Origin of the sequence: Shewanella sp. Shew256, assembly GCF_002196695.1 — a bacterium.
GTDB classification, from domain to species: domain Bacteria; phylum Pseudomonadota; class Gammaproteobacteria; order Enterobacterales; family Shewanellaceae; genus Shewanella; species Shewanella mangrovisoli.
This window is the reverse complement of record NZ_NAJR01000010.1, coordinates 21,912-39,438: the sequence shown is the minus strand read 5'-3', so window position 1 is coordinate 39,438 and position 17,527 is coordinate 21,912. Positions and strand designations below refer to the sequence as shown.

The 17,527-nt window shown below is 48.0% G+C and carries 17 protein-coding genes; 10 read left to right on the top strand and 7 right to left on the bottom strand.

What is annotated here, in order from left to right; all coding sequences use genetic code 11:
- Positions 1 to 102 precede the first annotated feature (102 nt).
- Positions 103 to 1,137, bottom strand: a complete 1,035-nt coding sequence (astE, locus tag B5P39_RS16880) for a succinylglutamate desuccinylase (RefSeq protein WP_088212353.1) — start codon at positions 1,135 to 1,137, stop codon at positions 103 to 105.
- Between the two features lie 278 nt (positions 1,138 to 1,415).
- On the opposite strand from astE, the gene msrA reads away from it, so the two are divergent.
- On the top strand, positions 1,416 to 1,895 hold the full coding sequence (gene msrA / locus B5P39_RS16875; protein ID WP_088212352.1) for a peptide-methionine (S)-S-oxide reductase MsrA: 480 nt from the start codon (positions 1,416 to 1,418) through the stop codon (positions 1,893 to 1,895).
- A gap of 120 nt (positions 1,896 to 2,015) precedes the next feature.
- Here msrA and pgm read toward each other — a convergent pair whose 3' ends face one another.
- Both pgm and seqA read right to left on the bottom strand, forming a co-directional pair.
- Positions 2,016 to 3,668 carry a phosphoglucomutase (alpha-D-glucose-1,6-bisphosphate-dependent) gene (pgm, locus tag B5P39_RS16870; RefSeq protein ID WP_088212351.1) on the bottom strand — a complete coding sequence of 551 codons (1,653 nt, stop codon included), beginning with the start codon at positions 3,666 to 3,668 and terminating at the stop codon, positions 2,016 to 2,018.
- Between the two features lie 70 nt (positions 3,669 to 3,738).
- Positions 3,739 to 4,290, bottom strand: coding sequence for a replication initiation negative regulator SeqA (gene seqA, locus B5P39_RS16865; protein ID WP_088212350.1), 552 nt, complete (start codon positions 4,288 to 4,290; stop codon positions 3,739 to 3,741).
- Between the two features lie 295 nt (positions 4,291 to 4,585).
- On the opposite strand from seqA, the gene B5P39_RS16860 reads away from it, so the two are divergent.
- The 6 genes from B5P39_RS16860 (at position 4,586) to efp (ending at position 8,450) form a co-directional block, all read left to right on the top strand.
- Complete coding sequence (locus B5P39_RS16860; protein WP_088212349.1) at positions 4,586 to 5,362, top strand: alpha/beta fold hydrolase; 777 nt, start codon at positions 4,586 to 4,588, stop codon at positions 5,360 to 5,362.
- Positions 5,363 to 5,463: 101 nt separating this feature from the next.
- Positions 5,464 to 5,685 carry a DUF2788 domain-containing protein gene (locus tag B5P39_RS16855; RefSeq protein WP_007648263.1) on the top strand — a complete coding sequence of 74 codons (222 nt, stop codon included), beginning with the start codon at positions 5,464 to 5,466 and terminating at the stop codon, positions 5,683 to 5,685.
- Positions 5,686 to 5,696: 11 nt separating this feature from the next.
- On the top strand, positions 5,697 to 5,969 hold the full coding sequence (ybfE, locus tag B5P39_RS16850) for a LexA regulated protein (protein ID WP_011622798.1): 273 nt from the start codon (positions 5,697 to 5,699) through the stop codon (positions 5,967 to 5,969).
- A gap of 55 nt (positions 5,970 to 6,024) precedes the next feature.
- Entirely contained in the window at positions 6,025 to 6,552 is a 528-nt protein-coding gene (gene fldA / locus B5P39_RS16845) for a flavodoxin FldA (RefSeq protein WP_088212348.1), read from the top strand.
- A 108-nt stretch (positions 6,553 to 6,660) separates the two neighbouring features.
- Positions 6,661 to 7,845 (top strand): elongation factor P maturation arginine rhamnosyltransferase EarP, encoded by a 1,185-nt coding sequence (earP, locus tag B5P39_RS16840; RefSeq protein WP_088212347.1) that lies wholly within the window; start codon positions 6,661 to 6,663, stop codon positions 7,843 to 7,845.
- A 44-nt stretch (positions 7,846 to 7,889) separates the two neighbouring features.
- Complete coding sequence (gene efp / locus B5P39_RS16835) at positions 7,890 to 8,450, top strand: elongation factor P (protein WP_088212346.1); 561 nt, start codon at positions 7,890 to 7,892, stop codon at positions 8,448 to 8,450.
- A gap of 267 nt (positions 8,451 to 8,717) precedes the next feature.
- On the opposite strand, the gene B5P39_RS16830 is transcribed toward efp, so the two are convergent.
- A complete protein-coding gene (locus B5P39_RS16830) occupies positions 8,718 to 10,100 on the bottom strand; it encodes a Na+/H+ antiporter NhaC family protein (protein WP_011717101.1) in 1,383 nt (460 codons plus the stop codon).
- 740 nt (positions 10,101 to 10,840) lie between these two features.
- Here B5P39_RS16830 and B5P39_RS16825 point away from each other — a divergent pair.
- The 3 genes from B5P39_RS16825 (at position 10,841) to B5P39_RS16815 (ending at position 14,248) form a co-directional block, all read left to right on the top strand.
- Positions 10,841 to 12,055, top strand: a complete 1,215-nt coding sequence (locus B5P39_RS16825; protein WP_088212345.1) for a pyridoxal phosphate-dependent aminotransferase — start codon at positions 10,841 to 10,843, stop codon at positions 12,053 to 12,055.
- 239 nt (positions 12,056 to 12,294) lie between these two features.
- The gene (gene yfbR / locus B5P39_RS16820; RefSeq protein WP_088212344.1) at positions 12,295 to 12,882 is read left to right on the top strand and encodes a 5'-deoxynucleotidase; all 588 of its coding nucleotides are present in this window, start codon (positions 12,295 to 12,297) and stop codon (positions 12,880 to 12,882) included.
- A 25-nt stretch (positions 12,883 to 12,907) separates the two neighbouring features.
- Positions 12,908 to 14,248, top strand: coding sequence for an anti-phage deoxyguanosine triphosphatase (locus tag B5P39_RS16815; RefSeq protein WP_088212343.1), 1,341 nt, complete (start codon positions 12,908 to 12,910; stop codon positions 14,246 to 14,248).
- A 70-nt stretch (positions 14,249 to 14,318) separates the two neighbouring features.
- On the opposite strand, the gene B5P39_RS16810 is transcribed toward B5P39_RS16815, so the two are convergent.
- From B5P39_RS16810 to pgl, 3 genes are read right to left on the bottom strand one after another with little or no spacing between them, the layout of a single operon-like run.
- Positions 14,319 to 14,960: a bifunctional 4-hydroxy-2-oxoglutarate aldolase/2-dehydro-3-deoxy-phosphogluconate aldolase gene (locus tag B5P39_RS16810; protein ID WP_011622806.1), complete on the bottom strand. Its 642-nt coding sequence runs from the start codon at positions 14,958 to 14,960 to the stop codon at positions 14,319 to 14,321.
- Positions 14,961 to 14,980: 20 nt separating this feature from the next.
- Positions 14,981 to 16,807 (bottom strand): phosphogluconate dehydratase, encoded by a 1,827-nt coding sequence (gene edd / locus B5P39_RS16805; RefSeq protein WP_011626134.1) that lies wholly within the window; start codon positions 16,805 to 16,807, stop codon positions 14,981 to 14,983.
- A gap of 12 nt (positions 16,808 to 16,819) precedes the next feature.
- Positions 16,820 to 17,518 (bottom strand): 6-phosphogluconolactonase, encoded by a 699-nt coding sequence (pgl, locus tag B5P39_RS16800; RefSeq protein ID WP_088212342.1) that lies wholly within the window; start codon positions 17,516 to 17,518, stop codon positions 16,820 to 16,822.
- Positions 17,519 to 17,527: the final 9 nt, after the last annotated feature.

Below are 17,527 nucleotides of genomic sequence, written 5' to 3'. Positions count from 1 at the left end.
ATGCCGGATGAACATTACGTTAACGTAAACTACCTATCAACCGTTGGCACAGTTCAAACGACAACTAATCCCCTGTGGGCATGTATATAATGCTTTACAAAACTAGCGAACATCTGGCGCGACTGAAGGGATCAGGCATATCACAGTGCGATTGCCGATGGGCACCTTAGCATTGGGGAAGACAATCGCTTCAAATTCCTGTTCGACTTTAATTTCCTGCCCACCCTCTCGGGCCAATACAAAGCCTTTCGGGAAAGATCGGAAGTTTTCGACATCGGTCGCGAAGGTAAATTCAAAATCATCAAAATGTTTGTTAATCACCCGACACACTTGGTATAGATTCACCTTATCCGCGGAGAATGGCTCAAGCGCTAAGGGTTTGTCTGTGATAAGGCGCATAAACATCTCTTGGGCGGCAATAAAACGCGTCATATCGTTTTGCCCCATGGGGTACACCTTACCTAATTCAATGGTAAAGGCATCGGCGCCATATTGCTCGGAGGAAAAATAACTGAAGGTCGTCGTCGGCTCATGGTGAAATAACACAGTATCCACGCCACTGGCCGCTAAAAACATGATTTGCTCGGCGCTATAAGCCCGGCCGGGACGATAGGGATAAATCGCAAACTTTTCGTGTTTTGACGCCCGCATCGCCGTGTGCAAATCGTAGTGAATACGCTGGCGCCCTGCGGCTGCGACCTTAAAGAAACGGTCGACATAGGCTTCTAATTTTTTCGCTCGCACCCGCTCAGGATTCACTAATCCCGGAGGATTTGAATGCTCGCCACTAAACAGACGATTCATGTTCTCGTCGATAATGCGAGTGCCATTATTAATCGCTAAAGGGTTGCCAATAAGAAATAGCGTGCGTTGTTTGGCGATGATTTTTTGTTGGAGAAGCTGTTTGATTAAGGTATTGCAGAGTTCGATGGGGGCGGTTTCATTACCGTGGACACCGCAGGAGAGAATGACATCCTTACCTTGGGTTTGTGCTGGCTCAAAGACGATGACACCCGTGTCCCACACTTCGACTCGAGTATGTTCCCCTAAGGCGAAACTAAACTCATCCCCGAGGGTTTCAGGATTGGCGAGGGTCAGCGCGAGAAAATCCTTCGAATCTAACAGAGCTTGTAACACAGAATTCTCCTTATAATAGCGTGTTAAAGACGGGATTTATGGCAATAACTACCTGTTTCATTGCACTTATCGCTACCCGCCTTAAAAAGCGCATCCATACTAACACAAGTTTTTGAGCCGTTACTCTGTCATTCTGGTCAAACAAGCGCATTTCACGGCAAAACCACAGCATCTTAGCCACATTTGGCCGACATAGGATTAATTTTGTCGACACACTTGCTTTTAGGCATGAGTTTTATCACAATCCTTAGCCATCTAGACTTCTATCAGGATTTATCATGGCGTTAGCAACTTTCGGTGCCGGCTGTTTTTGGGGCGTGGAGTATTTCTTTAGACAAGTCAACGGCGTGAGCAACGCGACCAGTGGCTATATGGGTGGCAATAACGAAGCGACCACCTATGAGGAAGTCAAAAAAGGTAAGACAGGCCATGCTGAAGTCGTGCAAGTGGAGTTTGACCCTGCGATTGTCAGCTACGACGAGTTATTGGATGTGTTTTGGAAGAACCACAACCCCACCACACTCAATATGCAGGGCGGCGATATTGGCACTCAGTATCGCAGTACCATTTTCTTCCATGACCGTGAGCAAAAAGCCACGGCCGAAGCCTCTAAACTGGCCTTTGCCCGCTCGGGCCGTTGGGGATTGCGCCACATCGTGACTGAAATTGTGCCTTTACAGCAATTCCATGTGGCCGAGGAATATCATCAAAACTATATCGATAAGAACAACTTACCAAGTTGCCATCTCGAGTACTGATCATAACCTGTAGCATCCGAGTGAGTGGCTTCTGCCGCTCATCGCTGCAAATAAAAACGCACTCATAGGATTTCCATGAGTGCGTTTTTTTATCGGTAAAAAGAATGCTTAACTGCTAAATCAGGCGCTAAGCGCCTTATCGATCAAGGCTTGTGCGTCCTTAATGATATCGGCAAGATGCTGCTCACTGATAAAGCTCTCACCGTAAATCTTAAATAACGCCTCAGTGCCCGACGGTCGCGCCGCGAACCAACCATTGGCCGTAGTCACTTTAATACCACCTATAGAGGCATTGTTACCTGGGGCATGGGTTAATACGGCATCAATTTTCTCACCCGCCAGCATAGTGGCGTTTAAGGTTTCAGCATTAAGCTTGGCAAATTTGGCTTTGTTCTCAAGACTAATCGGACTGTCGATACGCTTGTAGAAACTTTGACCGAACTGCGCCACTAATTCTTGATGGCGTTGCCCCGGCGTCTTGCCAGTAACCGCGAGCATTTCGGCCGCAAGCAGCACCAGAATAAAACCGTCTTTGTCGGTACACCAAGTCGTGCCATCACGGCGCAGGAACGCGGCGCCCGCACTCTCCTCACCACCAAAGGCAATAGTCGCCTCGGCTAACCCATCGACGAACCACTTAAAGCCAACGGGGACTTCGAGTAATTTTTTGCCGTGGAAGGCACAGATTTTATCGATAAGCGCACTCGATACCAGCGTCTTGCCGATGGCTAACTGCTCGCTCCATTCAGGTCTGTGTGTCAGCAGATAATCAATCGCAACCGCTAAATAGTGGTTGGGATCCATCAGCCCCGTGCCCGGGCAGACGATTCCGTGTCTGTCGTAGTCAGGATCGTTACCGACACATAAATCGAAGGATTCTTTGTGGGCCAGTAGGCCTGCCATCGCATAGGGCGAAGAGCAATCCATGCGGATCTTGCCGTCTTTATCAAGCGACATAAAGCTAAAGCTTGGGTCGACCTTATCGTTCACTAAGGTGATATCGATGCCATAGTGCTTGGCAATCGGCGCCCAATAATGAATACCCGAGCCGCCTAATGGGTCAACGCCCAATTTCAGCTTAGCCTTAGCGATAGCGCGCATATCGACTACATTGTCTAAATCCGCCACATAGGGGGTGATCAAATCGATGGCATGCACATAACCCGAGGTTAACGCGTCGGCATAGGCGAGCTTATTAACACCCTTGAGTCCTGCGCGCAGGTAATCATTGGCGCGGGACTCAATCCACGCAGTGATATTGCCTTCGGCTGGTCCGCCATGGGGAGGATTGTACTTGATGCCACCATCCTGCGGCGGATTATGGGATGGCGTAATAATCAAACCATCGCTTAACACGGCACCAGTCAGCGCCGCTTCACGATTGGCGCAAATAATGGCATGGGACACCACAGGCGTGGGGGTAAAGCCATCATTTTGCTGAATATGCACAGTCACCTTATTGGCCGCTAACACTTCAATCGCCGACACATAAGCCGCATAAGATAAGGCGTGGGTATCGATACCTAAAAATAGTGGGCCGTCAATATTCACCGATTGGCGATAATCCACCACGGCCTGGGTAATCGCCCAAATATGGTCTTGGTTAAAACTTGCTTGAAACGCAGTTCCGCGGTGACCCGAGGTCCCGAACGTCACACGTTGCTCGGCAGCATCCACATTAGGTTTGATGCTGTAATAATGGCTCATCAGTTTTGGAATATTCACCAGATCCGTCTGACTCGCGGTTTGTCCTGCCCGTTGATGTATTGCCACCTGATCCTCTCCTACTGGAAAATCGGTTAATTAAATGGAAACGCCGCATCATTGCGGCGTCGATAAGGCGTTATACGCGTTCGGCAATGCCGTTGGCAATTTCGGCATCGCAACCAAATTGCACTAAGGCTTCGACTAAAATCGCCCGTTTTTTCGCAGTGTTATTGTTGGTCGTGACCCAAAATCCGGTATTACCGATTTCCTTCGGGTTGGCGGTAGTACTGGCCTTGAGTAACTCTTCCCGTGAGCGCGCAAAATAGAGTCGATCGCGACCTTGGATCTGTAAAATTTGCGAGAATTGCGCTTGGCTCTGTTGATATAAACTCTCGAGCAAGAATAAGAAGCGACCCACGGCGCCTTTTTGCTGCGCTAACTTATGCTCATCCACCAATTGATTGAAATCGGTCGCTGAGACTAAGGTTTCTACCTGAGGCGCAACCTGTGGCTCAGGCGTCGCCGCCTCTAAACTCGGTTGGCTAATGGCCTGTGGTTGCGTTTGTTCAACCGCATCGACGGACAGGCCGAGTAATCGACGGAGAATGTCAGAGGCGCTCTCACCAATACGTTCCGTTTTGCTGGCAATATGACGATAGAGCTCTTCATCCACTTCGATGTATTTCATAACCTTATTATCCTTTGTTATTCGATAGGCTTAACCGAAAAAGTGCACCACAGGCGATCCTCGCAAAGGATCTGTGCGATCGTTGCCCCAGTGTATCTATCTCTATCAATCTGATAAAGCATCATTAATCTAAAAATGCGTGAAATCGCACATCAAATTAGCACAAGCGCGTTAATCGCTGAAAAAGCCAGCAAGTTCGGTGCTCTGTGCCTCAAAATTGCCTGAAGACTTGTCAAACTTAACCCATTAGGGGCACAATCCGCAGCACTTTATGTTCCACAGCACAGGCGATCCCATGAATTTTGCATCCACAGGTCAAGGAGAAGCAGTCATCCTTATCCACGGACTCTTTGGCAATTTAGATAATCTTAAGGGGCTAGGACAAGTCCTCGAAGCAAATCATCAGGTTATTCGTGTCGATGTGCCTAATCACGGATTGAGTGAACATTGGCAAACGATGGATTACCCAAGTTTAGCCAAGGCAATGGTGGCATTGTTAGATGAACTTGCGCTTGAGCGCGTGCACATTGTTGGCCACTCCATGGGCGGTAAAATCGCCATGGCAACAGCCCTTGCTTACCCAGAGCGCATCATCAGCTTGGTGGCCGCCGATATTGCCCCAGTTGCTTACAAACCGCGCCATGATGCGGTATTTGCCGCACTCGAAAGTTTGCCACTTGAAGGCCATACCGACCGCCGCTTCGCGTTAGCGCATTTATTAGCGGGTGGCATCGATGAGCCGACCGCGCAGTTTTTACTTAAAAACCTCCAGCGCACCGATACTGGTTTTCGTTGGAAGATGAACCTCACTGGCTTAAAAAGCTGCTATCCCAACATCATTGGTTGGCCTAATCAAAAGCACGAAACACAGCAAGTCTTTAACGGACCGAGCTTTTTTATCCGGGGTGGCGACTCCAATTATGTGACCGCCGAGCATCGCGATGAGATCATGCGCCAATTTCCCGCGGCACAGGCCAAAACATTAGAGGGTTGTGGCCATTGGCTACATGCCCAAAAACCGGCGGTATTCAATCGTATTGTGTCTGAATTTATTGACAAACACTCAGTGTAAATGACAATGATTCTCGACCTAAATCATATAGCCGACACCCTGCTGATGTGATATATTCGCGCCTCTTTTAGCCTTAGAAGACTCTAGAGGACTAAGAAAGTATGTTATCTCAGTACATGGAACAAATTGAAACCATCGGCCTGAACCTGTTTTTTGCCGCGATATTTTTCTTTATCGGCATGGCCATCCACGATGTGCTTAAACAAGGTAATGTGCCGAAATTTGGTCGATTTATTGTGTGGTTAGTGTTATTTCTCGGCTGCGCCGGGTTTATTGCAAAAGGTATTATCCAGATGTCTTGGGAAGGTTCAGGCATCGGTTAAACAATAAGAACATGGCAAAAGAAGCAACAGATAGAACTACCATTGACCTTTTTGCCAATGAAAAGCGCCGGGGCCGCCCACGTAGCAATCCTTTGTCCCGTAGCCAGCAACTTAAGGTCAATAAGCGCAACCAGATCCAGCGGGATAAAGCCAAAGGATTAAAGCGAATAGAGTTAAAGGTGTCACAAGATTTATATGACGCCTTGAATGAGCAGGCATTGGCCAGTAACATCAGCCGAAGCCAGTTAATCGAATTAATTCTTCAGCAAAAAATAGAATGCTGAGCAATCGATAGCAGCAAGATTAACGTATAAGTGAACTAGACATAAAGGATAGACAATGGCAACTGTAGGTCTTTTTTTCGGTAGCGACACAGGCAACACCGAAGCTGTCGCCAAGATGATCCAGAAGAAACTGGGTAAGAAAATGGTTGAGGTGAAAGATATCGCCAAGAGCACCAAAGAACAGATCGCAGAATACGACCTGCTGCTGTTCGGCATCCCAACCTGGTATTACGGTGAAGCACAGTGCGACTGGGATGACTTTTTCCCTGAATTAGAACAGATTGATTTTACCGACAAACTGGTTGCAATCTTCGGTTGTGGTGACCAAGAAGACTACGCAGAATACTTCCTCGATGCCATGGGCATGGTGGGCGATATTGTTCAAGCCCGTGGCGGTATCATCATAGGTCACTGGCCAACAGCGACTTACAACTTCGAAGCTTCAAAAGGCTTAGTAGATGATGACCACTTCATCGGTTTAGGGATTGACGAAGACCGTCAACCTGAGCTGACTGAAGAGCGTGTCGATGCTTGGGTTAAGCAAATCTATGAAGAAATGTGCTTAGCCGAGTTTGAAGACTAATTCGCGCTATCGTTAATTCGTTAACGATGGATCAAAAGCGGCCTAAACGCCGCTTTTTTTATGGGGGATTTTCGTCCCTAACCTTGTGAACGCGGAGCCATTCCATTTATGACAGACATGCGCGCAGCCCACTGGGATATCTTTTGCTGTGTTGTCGATAACTACGGTGATATCGGCGTCACTTGGCGTTTAGCCAAACAGCTGGTCAATGAATATCAGCTCCCCATTACACTCTGGGTCGATGACTTACACAGCTTCTCGCATATTTTACCGAGCCTTGACCCCAAGCTTAGCAGCCAAGTGTTTAATGGCGTCACCATCAATCATTGGACCAGTCCCCTGCCTGTGGCATTTGTGCCCGGCGCGGTGTTAATTGAAGCCTTTGCCTGCGAACTGCCTGATGAGGTCAAGCAACAACTCATTGCGCTGCACAGCACAATACCGCAAGCGGTGCCCGTCTGGCTGAATTTAGAATATTTAAGCGCCGAAGACTGGGTCGATGGCTGCCATGGATTACCGTCGATGCAGGCAAGCGGCATTAAGAAGTATTTCTTTTTCCCTGGCTTTACCCCAAAGACGGGTGGACTTATCTGTGAGCGGGAGCTATTTGCCGAACGTGAGGCATGGCAACGGGATAGCGTTAATAAATTGCAATTATTTGAACGCCTTGGCCTTAAGAATATTCAGGCGCAAGATACTGTCTACAGCGTCTTTAGCTATGAGACCGAGTCTCTGCCGGCGTTATGTGAGCTCTGGCAAGCCAGTGCAACAAGCGATGCCAAAATCCATGCACTCATTCCCAAGGGACGCAGCTTAAACAGCTTACAACACTTTTTGCCCTGCAAGATTGAGGCGCTCAGCCCCGGACAGCAAATCAAGCTCGGTCATTTGACCCTGCATATCTTGCCGATGACGGACCAGCAAGGGTTTGATCGCCTGCTGTGGAGCTGCGACTTTAATATTGTTCGCGGTGAAGACAGCTTCCTGAGGGCGCAATGGGCCGCTAAACCCTTTATTTGGCATATTTATCCGCAAGAAGATGATTATCATCTAATAAAATTAGGAGCTTTTATCCAACTTTACTGCGATAATCTGCCCCCTGATATTGCCGACACTTGGTCTAAATTGAATGTTGCATTTAACCAAGGCGAGCAATCTGCCGTGAAAACTCACTGGCAAAACCTAAATCCTGTCAGTTTGCCACTCTTGCAACATGCTAAAGATTGGCCAATTGACGCAATAAATGCTGCAGATCTTGCGACTCGGCTAGTCCAATTCGTCAAAAAAAGCTAAGATGCTGCGCTGAAATAGAAAATCGACATATAGGAAATTGTGTAATGAAAACTGCTCATGAAGTCCGTCCTGGTAACGTGATCATGTTTGAAGGCAGCCCATGGGTTGTACAGAAAACAGAAACAACTCGTTCTGGCCGTAACGCTGCCATCGTTAAGTTAAAGCTGAAAAACTTACTGCTTAACTCTGGTACTGAAACCACTTTCAAAGGTGAAGATAAGATTGACGATATTATCTTAGATCGTCTGGATTGTACTTATTCTTACTTTGCTGATCCTATGTACGTGTTCATGGATGCAGAATACAACCAATACGACGTAGAAGCTGAAAACTTAGGTGACGCAGCGGCTTACATCGTTGACGGTATGGAAGAAACTTGCCAAGTGACTTTCTACGAAGGCAAAGCTATTTCTGTTGAAATGCCAACCACTATCGTACGTGAAGTGACTTACACTGAGCCATCTGCTCGTGGCGACACTTCAGGTAAAGTGATGAAGCCAGCAACTATCACTGGCGGCGGTACAATCAGCGTGGCTGACTTCGTTAAAGTTGGCGACAAGATTGAAATCGACACTCGTACTGGTGAATTCAAGAAGCGCGTATAATCGCCCTTCTCAGTCCCAGATAAAAAAGCCAGTGCCTGCACTGGCTTTTTTATTGCCTCGAATTTGATGCTTCTAAAGTTTTACAGAGGACAGTTATCACATGGTATTGGATATCGAGGTTAAGTAGCGTAAGCGTTTGTTTTAGCGTCGTGCCAAACAGCTCGACACTCAGCGCGAGCAACAAGCGCCAATAGTTAAAGTAAACAATATACGCGAGCCATAAAAAAACCAGCCGTAGCTGGTTTTTTATATTTACGGTATCGCGGCTTAGGCAATCAAGATAAAGCCAAAGAACGCAATCACAGCGGCAATTAACGCATAGGGTAACTGAGTCACCGCATGGCTCACTAAGTTACAACCAGAGCCTTGTGCGGCCAATACGGTTGAATCTGAGTAGAAACACGCTTGGCTACCAAATGAGGATGCCGATAACAGCGCCCCAATCACCAGTGGAATATCCGCACCAACCGATTGCGCCAGTGGCATCACGATAGGGATTGTCACCGCGAAAATACCCCAACTTGAACCTGTCGCAAAGGCCAGGATCGCCATAGAGAGGAATACCACCGCAGGCAGCATCTTAGGCGTCATAAAGGGGCTCAATGACTCAATTACATATTGTGGCAGTAGCAACGCATCACACACATCCTTAAACACGAATGCGGCGATCACGGTACCAATGGCGGGCAACATGCTCTTAAAACCATCGATCATCTGATCCATCATCTCTGACAGTGGCATTAAGCGTTGCACTGCATAGTAAGGCAGCGTGATAACTAATGTCGCTAACAAGCCCTTCCACACGTCGATATCAAAATAAACGGTAAAGGCAACCAGTAGCAGAATAGGCACTAAGAAGTTGTGCAGTTTGCCTTGATTGTCGGCATGTTTAAACTCTTCTTCAATCGCAGCAATCGCGTATTCGTCAGAGGTTTGTACTTGGTCTAAATCGACCTGTGCTTCTGCTGGTTCACCCTGTGCAGCACGCAGCTGGGCTTTTTTCATCGGACCAATGGCGGGTACAACACCTAACACCACCAGTAACACCATGGCCACGGCTAACCAAGCGTAAAGCATGTAGGGAATCGCCTGCATATACACGCTAATGCCCTGACCTTCTGCCGCTACACCGTTATCGACCAGCAAGCCACCAAAGAATACCGCCCAGGTAGATAATGGCACGAGCACGCACACTGGAGCTGCGGTTGAGTCAACCACATAGGCCAGCATTTCACGGGATACCTTAAACTTATCGGTCACACGCTTCATGGTTTCACCCACGGTTAACGCGTTCAGATAGTCATCGATAAAAATCACAATCCCGAGAATAAAGGTCATAAACAGGGAGGATTTAGGGCCTTTAGCAAATTTGAGCGCATTTCGACCAAACGCCAGTGCACCACCAGTACGCACTAACAGGGCAATTAACGCACCAAAACAACCACAGACTAAAATCAACCAACCGATGGTTTCATCGGCCATGACTTTTAATGAAGTACTGGCGAAATTATTTAAGACTTGCGACGGATCGAGTAACAGAAACCCAGTTACCGCACCAATGATCAGAGAAAGAATGGGGCGGCGTAACCAAATGGCCAACACCAATACCACCAAAGGTGGAATAAGACTTAACGCTGTCGGTTCAGACATGCACTTAGGTCCTCTAAATAAGTCGCCTAAAAGGCAAAAGTTTTTAGAACAGCGCCTGAAATCACCTCGATAACGGACGCCAATATTGCTGCTTCATGATGACTAACTCCGCTGATAAAACCTGCTAAAAGCTTGTTATCTTAGGTGCCTTGCCAAAAACATCGCGCAGAAAATAAAGCGCATCGAATAGCGAGTCAACTATAAATTTATGCTAACCATAAATAATTTTTAATATTGAAATAAGTAATGATATATACATCTGATTTTAAATGATTTTAAGCACGTACAACGAAATCTTTATTTGACCTTAAATGCTTAATAAGCATTCAGTTAATCTGCCTAAATATCAAAAAAGCGCTGAACGCCTGATAAAACCGCATTAACTCAAATCACCGCCAGTAAATCAGCGGTTAAGCAAAAACTGATTAACAATTTTATTAACATTTAACCCGTGAGTGGATTTTCGAGTTTCTAAAAAGCGAGTAGAAGCTTAAGCAAGCCGCTTGATAGTCGCAAAGGCTGACCCCATCAAAACCAACAGTTCATTAGTTTGATAATCCGCAAATATTCAGCATTTAAAACTTGTTTTGATTTATTTAAAGCTTAGTTAAAGCATATTTAACTAGCGAGTTTGATGAAAAAAACTTGTTATTTGTGCTCAAGCCCCCTTCCTTAAGCCAGATATTTTCGTTATGGTGCACAAACTTAAGCCTAAATTAACTGCATGTTTCGAGGTGTAAATGCGCCCTATCATCAAGTCCAACAAGTTGGATACTGTTTGCTACGACATCCGCGGCCCAGTGCACAAGGAAGCCAGACGTTTAGAGGACGAGGGACACCGCATCCTCAAACTCAACATTGGTAACCCCGCCCCCTTCGGTTTTGAAGCGCCGGAAGAAATTGTGCGCGATGTGATCCTCAATCTCCCCAGCGCCCAAGGCTACTGTGAGTCAAAAGGATTATTCTCTGCCCGCAAGGCGATTGTGCAGCATTATCAAGCGCAGGGCATTCATGGTGTCGATATCGAAGACATCTATATCGGTAATGGTGTATCAGAGCTAATTATGATGGCCATGCAGGGCTTATTAAACACCGATGATGAAGTGCTGATCCCCTCACCCGATTATCCACTGTGGACCGCAGCGGCCAATTTAGCCGGCGGTAAAGCGGTACATTATCGCTGTGATGAAGACGCGGATTGGTTTCCGGATCTTGATGATATTAAGAGCAAAATATCGTCCCGTACCCGTGGTATTGTGTTGATTAACCCAAATAACCCAACGGGCGCGGTTTACAGCAGAGAATTACTGCTGCAAGTTATCGAGCTTTGCCGCGAGCACAACCTGATCCTGTTTGCCGACGAAATCTACGATAAGATTTTATACGACGAAGCCAAACATATTCCGGCCGCGAGCCTCTCAGATGATATCTTAACCGTGACCTTTAATGGTCTCTCTAAAGCGTACCGCGCGGCGGGCTTTCGTGTCGGTTGGATGATGTTGTCTGGCAATCTAAAAGCAGCCAAGAGCTATATCGAAGGGTTAGAGATGCTCTCCTCGATGCGCCTATGTGCCAACGTGCCGAATCAACATGCAATTCAAACGGCGCTCGGTGGTTACCAAAGCATTAATGAGCTGATTTTACCCAGTGGCCGCTTAACCGTGCAGCGCGATACCTGCTTTGAGTTATTGAACCAAATCCCGGGTGTCAGCGTGAAAAAACCCAAGGGTGCGCTGTATGCCTTCCCCAAATTAGACATGAAGAAGTTCAATCTCAGGGACGATGAACGCTTAGTACTCGATTTACTCAGGGATAAAAAAATCCTCCTGGTGCACGGCAGCGCCTTTAACTGGCCAGAGCCGGATCACTTAAGAGTGGTGTTTTTACCCTATAAGGAAGATTTAACCAAAGCATTGACAGAGTTTGGCAATTTCCTCGAGACCTACAAGCAATAGTGCTGTGGGCTCATCGCCAAATCGGGCATAAAGTAACTATCTACTGAAGCGATCCTCTGGGTCGCTTTATTTTTTGCAGTGCGTAAAAACTCTTCAATCATGCCACTCACTTATCCCCTTGCCTGTGTTAGGCTAAAGCTTCATCGCCGTACTTTTTAAGCCGTATTTTTAAGCCGCACTTCTCACCGATTTATCTCGAGTTACAGTTGTGCGGTCAGGCATTCATATAAAGGAGCATTATGAGTCATTTATTTGCCCACCTCGCCCGAATGAAACTTATCCAGCGCTGGCCCTTAATGTACAACGTGCGCACCGAAAACGTTCAAGAGCATTCACTGCAAGTTGCCATGGTGACCCATGCCCTCGTTATTATCAGTAATAAGAAATTTGGCACCTCGCTCGATGCCCATCAGGCGACGAGTTTAGCGATTTTCCACGATGCCAGTGAGATTTTGACTGGCGACTTGCCGACCCCGGTAAAGTACTTTAATAAAGAAATCGAAGCCGAGTATAAGAAGATTGAGGCCATTGCCGAGCAACGCATGCTCGATATGGTGCCCGATGAATTTAAAGAGGATTATCGCAGCCTGTTTATCAGCGATTACGCCGATCCGATTTACAAAGCCATAGTTAAATCCGCCGATACCCTGTGCGCTTACCTTAAGTGTCTAGAGGAAAATCGCGCCGGCAATACCGAATTTAATACCGCGCGCAAACGCCTCGAAGCCATGTTGGCAGCCAATCCTGATCCGGCGGTAAAATTTTTTATGGATTGCTTTGTGCCAAGTTTCACCTTGAATTTAGACGAAATTAACAAGATGTTGTGATGTATCACTCTCGCTAGGAATGCATATGAGCTCAAGTGTTTGGCAAGAACGCCGCCATGGCGAAGATAAACAAAGACGTAATGATCATCGAAGCCCTTTCCAAAGGGACAGGGCAAGGATCCTCCACTCCGCCGCCTTTCGCCGCCTGCAGGCCAAAACCCAAGTGCTTGGGGTGGGCATGAATGACTTTTATCGCACACGCTTAACCCATTCACTCGAAGTGTCACAAATCGGCACCGGCATCGCGGCGCAGCTCAGCCGTAAGTATCCCGAGCATAAACCTTTATTAGGCTCAATGAGCCTGCTCGAATCCCTCTGTCTTGCCCATGATATTGGCCATCCGCCCTTTGGCCACGGCGGTGAAGTCGCGCTCAACTATATGATGCGCCACCACGGCGGCTTTGAAGGTAATGGCCAGACCTTTCGCATCCTCTCGAAACTCGAGCCCTATACAGAGGCCTTTGGGATGAATCTGTGCCGTCGTACTATGCTCGGCATTTTAAAATATCCCGCGCCGCAATCACTGTTGTTTGTGCCGGGATCACATCCTGAAATCACCAACCACAGACAGCTTAAACCGTCACAATGGCCGCCTGTTAAAGGTATATTCGACGATGATAACGACATTTTCGTTTGGTTACTGGAACCCTTATCCGTTGCCGATAGAGCGCGCTTTACCTCCGTTCAGCCGAGCCAGCAGCCAAACTATCCCCATCTACGCACTCAGTTTAAATCCTTCGATTGCTCGATTATGGAGCTGGCGGACGACATCGCCTACGCGGTGCACGATCTTGAAGATGCCATCGTCATGGGCATAGTCACCGCCTCACAATGGCAACAGGATGTGGCGCCGACACTTAAGCACAGTGGCGATCCTTGGATCCGCCAAGAGCTTGCCGATATTGGCACTAAACTCTTCTCCCATGAACATCATCTGCGAAAGGATGCCATCGGTACCTTAGTAAATGGTTTTGTCACCGCCATTATTATCAACGACGATTCGGCTTTTGAGGAACCGTTGCTGCGGTTTAATGCCAGCCTCGAACCCGAATTTGCTAATGCGCTCAATGTGCTAAAACAGCTTGTGTATAAATACGTTATCCGCAAACCCGAGATCCAAATGCTGGAATACAAGGGCCAACAGATAGTGATGGGACTCTTTGAGGCGTTTGCCTCGGATCCTGAACGCTTATTGCCACTCAATACCCAAGAACGTTGGCGCACCAGCGAGCTGCAAGGCCAAAACAGTCACAGGGTGTTAGCGGATTATATTTCTGGCATGACGGATGAATTTGCCGGACGACTTTACCAGCAGTTATTTAGCCCCAAAGCCGGCTCGAACGTAGAGCTCAGCAAAGAGATGTAGCGCTGAACAGGCAATAAAAAACCACCGCAAGGTGGTTTTTTATTGCCTGTGAGATCAACACTTAAGCGGTTTAGAGTCCGCCAATCGCATCTTTACACAGTTGAGTGATACGCGCCCAATCGCCCTGCTCCATCGCATCGGTTGGGGCAATCCAGCTGCCGCCGATACAATCCACATTCTTCAGTGCTAAGTAATCTTTATAGCTGCTCGGCGTAATTCCACCCGTTGGGCAGAAACGGATATCCGCTAATGGACCAGAGAATGCTTTTAGCGCATCCACACCGCCCGAGGCTTCAGCTGGGAAGAATTTAAAGTGAGTGTAACCAAGCGCCATGCCCGTCATCACTTCGGAGATACTGGCAACGCCAGGGATCAAAGGCACAGGGCCTTGCATACCGGCTTTAAGCAGCTCAACCGTCGCACCTGGGGTGATAATAAATTGCGCACCGGCAGCAATCGCTTGATCGAGCTGGGCTTCATTTAAAATGGTGCCCGCACCGACGAGCGCCTCAGGCACTTCTTGAGCGATCTTAGTGATAGCTTCAAGGGCGCATGGAGTACGTAATGTCACTTCCAAAACGCTGATCCCGCCAGCGACTAAGGCTTTTGCTAACGGCACCGCATGTTCAATCTTGTTAATGACCATAACAGGAACAATAGGGCTGCGTTTAAAAATATCTTGTGGTTGTAATGACCAGTTATTCTCAAGCATTGCGGTATTCTTCCTTTGTATTAATAAAGTTCGTCAATGGCGCTGGTACTGCGCGCACCGGTTTCTGGACTGCTTAAGTTTGAACGCAGTGCCCCAAACAACTCACGGCCCATTCCATAGCGTGAGTGGCGTAAATCAATTTCAGCGGCGGTTCTCGCGGCAAGTTCAGCATCAGAGACTAATAAGCTCAGCTCACCGGTCAGCGCATCGACACGAATAAGGTCGCCATCTTGCACTTTGGCAATTAGCCCGCCATCGATAGCCTCAGGCGTTAAGTGAATCGCCGCAGGTACTTTGCCCGATGCGCCCGACATACGACCGTCGGTCATCAGTGCCACTTTAAAGCCTTTATCCTGCAAAGAGCCTAACAGCGGCGTTAATTTGTGCAGCTCTGGCATACCGTTGGCTTTCGGCCCTTGGCCTTTTACTACCACCACACAATCTCGGTCTAACGCGCCGGATTTAAATAGCGCATCGAGTTTGTTTTGATCGTCAATCACCACGGCTGGCGCTTCAACTACACGGTGTTTTTCTTGCACGGCTGACACTTTAATTACAGCGCGGCCCAAGTTGCCCTTAAGCAGTTTTAAGCCACCATTGTTTTGGAAAGGCGTAGCCACAGACGTTAGCACTTCGGTATCTAAGCTGACGGTTGGCCCATCGACCCAACGCAGCTCGCCATCGAGTAATTTTGGCTCTTGGGTGTAGCGACGTAGACCAAAACCGGCAACTGTATTGACATCCTCGTGCAGTAAGCCAGCATCGAGTAATTCCTTGATAAGGAAAGCCATACCACCTGCGGCATGGAAGTGGTTAATGTCGGCATGACCGTTTGGATAAACACGGGCCAACAAAGGAACCGCGTCGGATAATTCAGAAAAATCATCCCAGTTCACAATAATGCCGGCCGCACGCGCCGCCGCCACAATGTGCATGGTCAAGTTAGTTGAGCCACCGGTTGCCAGCAGCGCCACTATGCCGTTCACCACGGATTTTTCGTTAACGACTTCACCGATTGGGCTGTATTGAGTGCCAAGCTCGGTTAAGCGACACACCTGCTTGGCCGCCATTTTATTCAGGGCTTCACGCAGTGGATCGTCAGGATTCACGAAGGATGAACCCGGTAATTGTAGTCCCATAACTTCGAGCATCAGCTGGTTTGAGTTAGCCGTACCGTAGAAGGTACAAGTGCCAGCGCTGTGGTAAGACTGGGCTTCGGCCTCAAGCAGCTGCGCTCTATCGACTTTACCTTGGGCAAATTGCTGGCGAATACGGGCTTTTTCCTTGTTGGGAATACCCGACTTCATTGGGCCTGCAGGCACAAACAGCATGGGCAAATGGCCAAAACTTAAGGCGCCAATTAATAGCCCCGGAACGATTTTGTCGCAAATACCCAGTAATAAGGCACCATCAAACATATTGTGGGATAAGCCCACTGCCGTCGCCATGGCAATCACTTCACGACTAAGTAAGCTCAATTCCATCCCGGGTTGACCTTGAGTAACACCGTCACACATCGCGGGTACACCACCGGCGACCTGTGCAACGCTGCCCACTTCCTGACAGGCTTTTTTCAGCAGTTCAGGATAGGTTTCATAGGGTTGGTGTGCAGACAACATGTCGTTGAATGCGGTAATAATCCCGATGTTGGCTTTAGTCAGTTGACGCAATGAATTTTTGTCATCTGGATTACAAGCAGCAAAACCGTGGGCTAAGTTACCGCAGCTTAACGAGCTACGGTGTACGCCATGGTTACGAGCATCATTTAACGCGGCTAAATACGCTTCACGAGATGCTTTGCTACGGGCAATAATTCTGTCGGTAACAGATTGAACGACTGAGTGCATGAGAGTGACTCCTTAAGCGCTCCAGAACACGTCAACGGGCGTTTTACGCTGCGCTAACACGGCTCTGATGGGCATAGCATTAACATCATCATTTTCTAAGGCTTGACGATATACGGATAATTTCTGTTCCCCGACCAAATGCAGATAAATCTGTCTGCTATTGAGGATCGCATTCTTAGATAATGTGATCCGGCCATGGGGAGCCGTGGTGGGATTGGTTGCCACACACAGGGCTTGAGTGCTCAAGGCATCATTTAGTTCGGCGCTGCAAGGGAACCATGAGCAAGTGTGACCATCATTGCCCATACCGAGCACCACCACATCGAAGGGACGCGGGAAATTAGACAGCGACTCGGCGGTCATATCGGCGCCCGCTTCGGCGGTGGAAAACATATTCTTCAATCCACGGAACTTGGCATTGGCCGCGCGGTTTTGCAGTAAATGTTCACGCACTAAACGCTCATTCGATGCACTGTTTTCCACATCTACCCAGCGCTCATCGGCGAGCGTGACATAAACATCACTCCAATCGATGGATTTCATGCTGAGGAGCTCAAACAGTTTCAGCGGTGTTGAGCCGCCGGAAACGACTAAGCTTGCCTTACCACGGGCATCCACAGCCTCTTGCAACTGGCTGGCGATCTTGTTCGCCAACTGCTGCTCGAGCGCTGCGGGTGTATCAAAGGATTTAAATACGGTTTCTTTAATCATCGAAGCCCC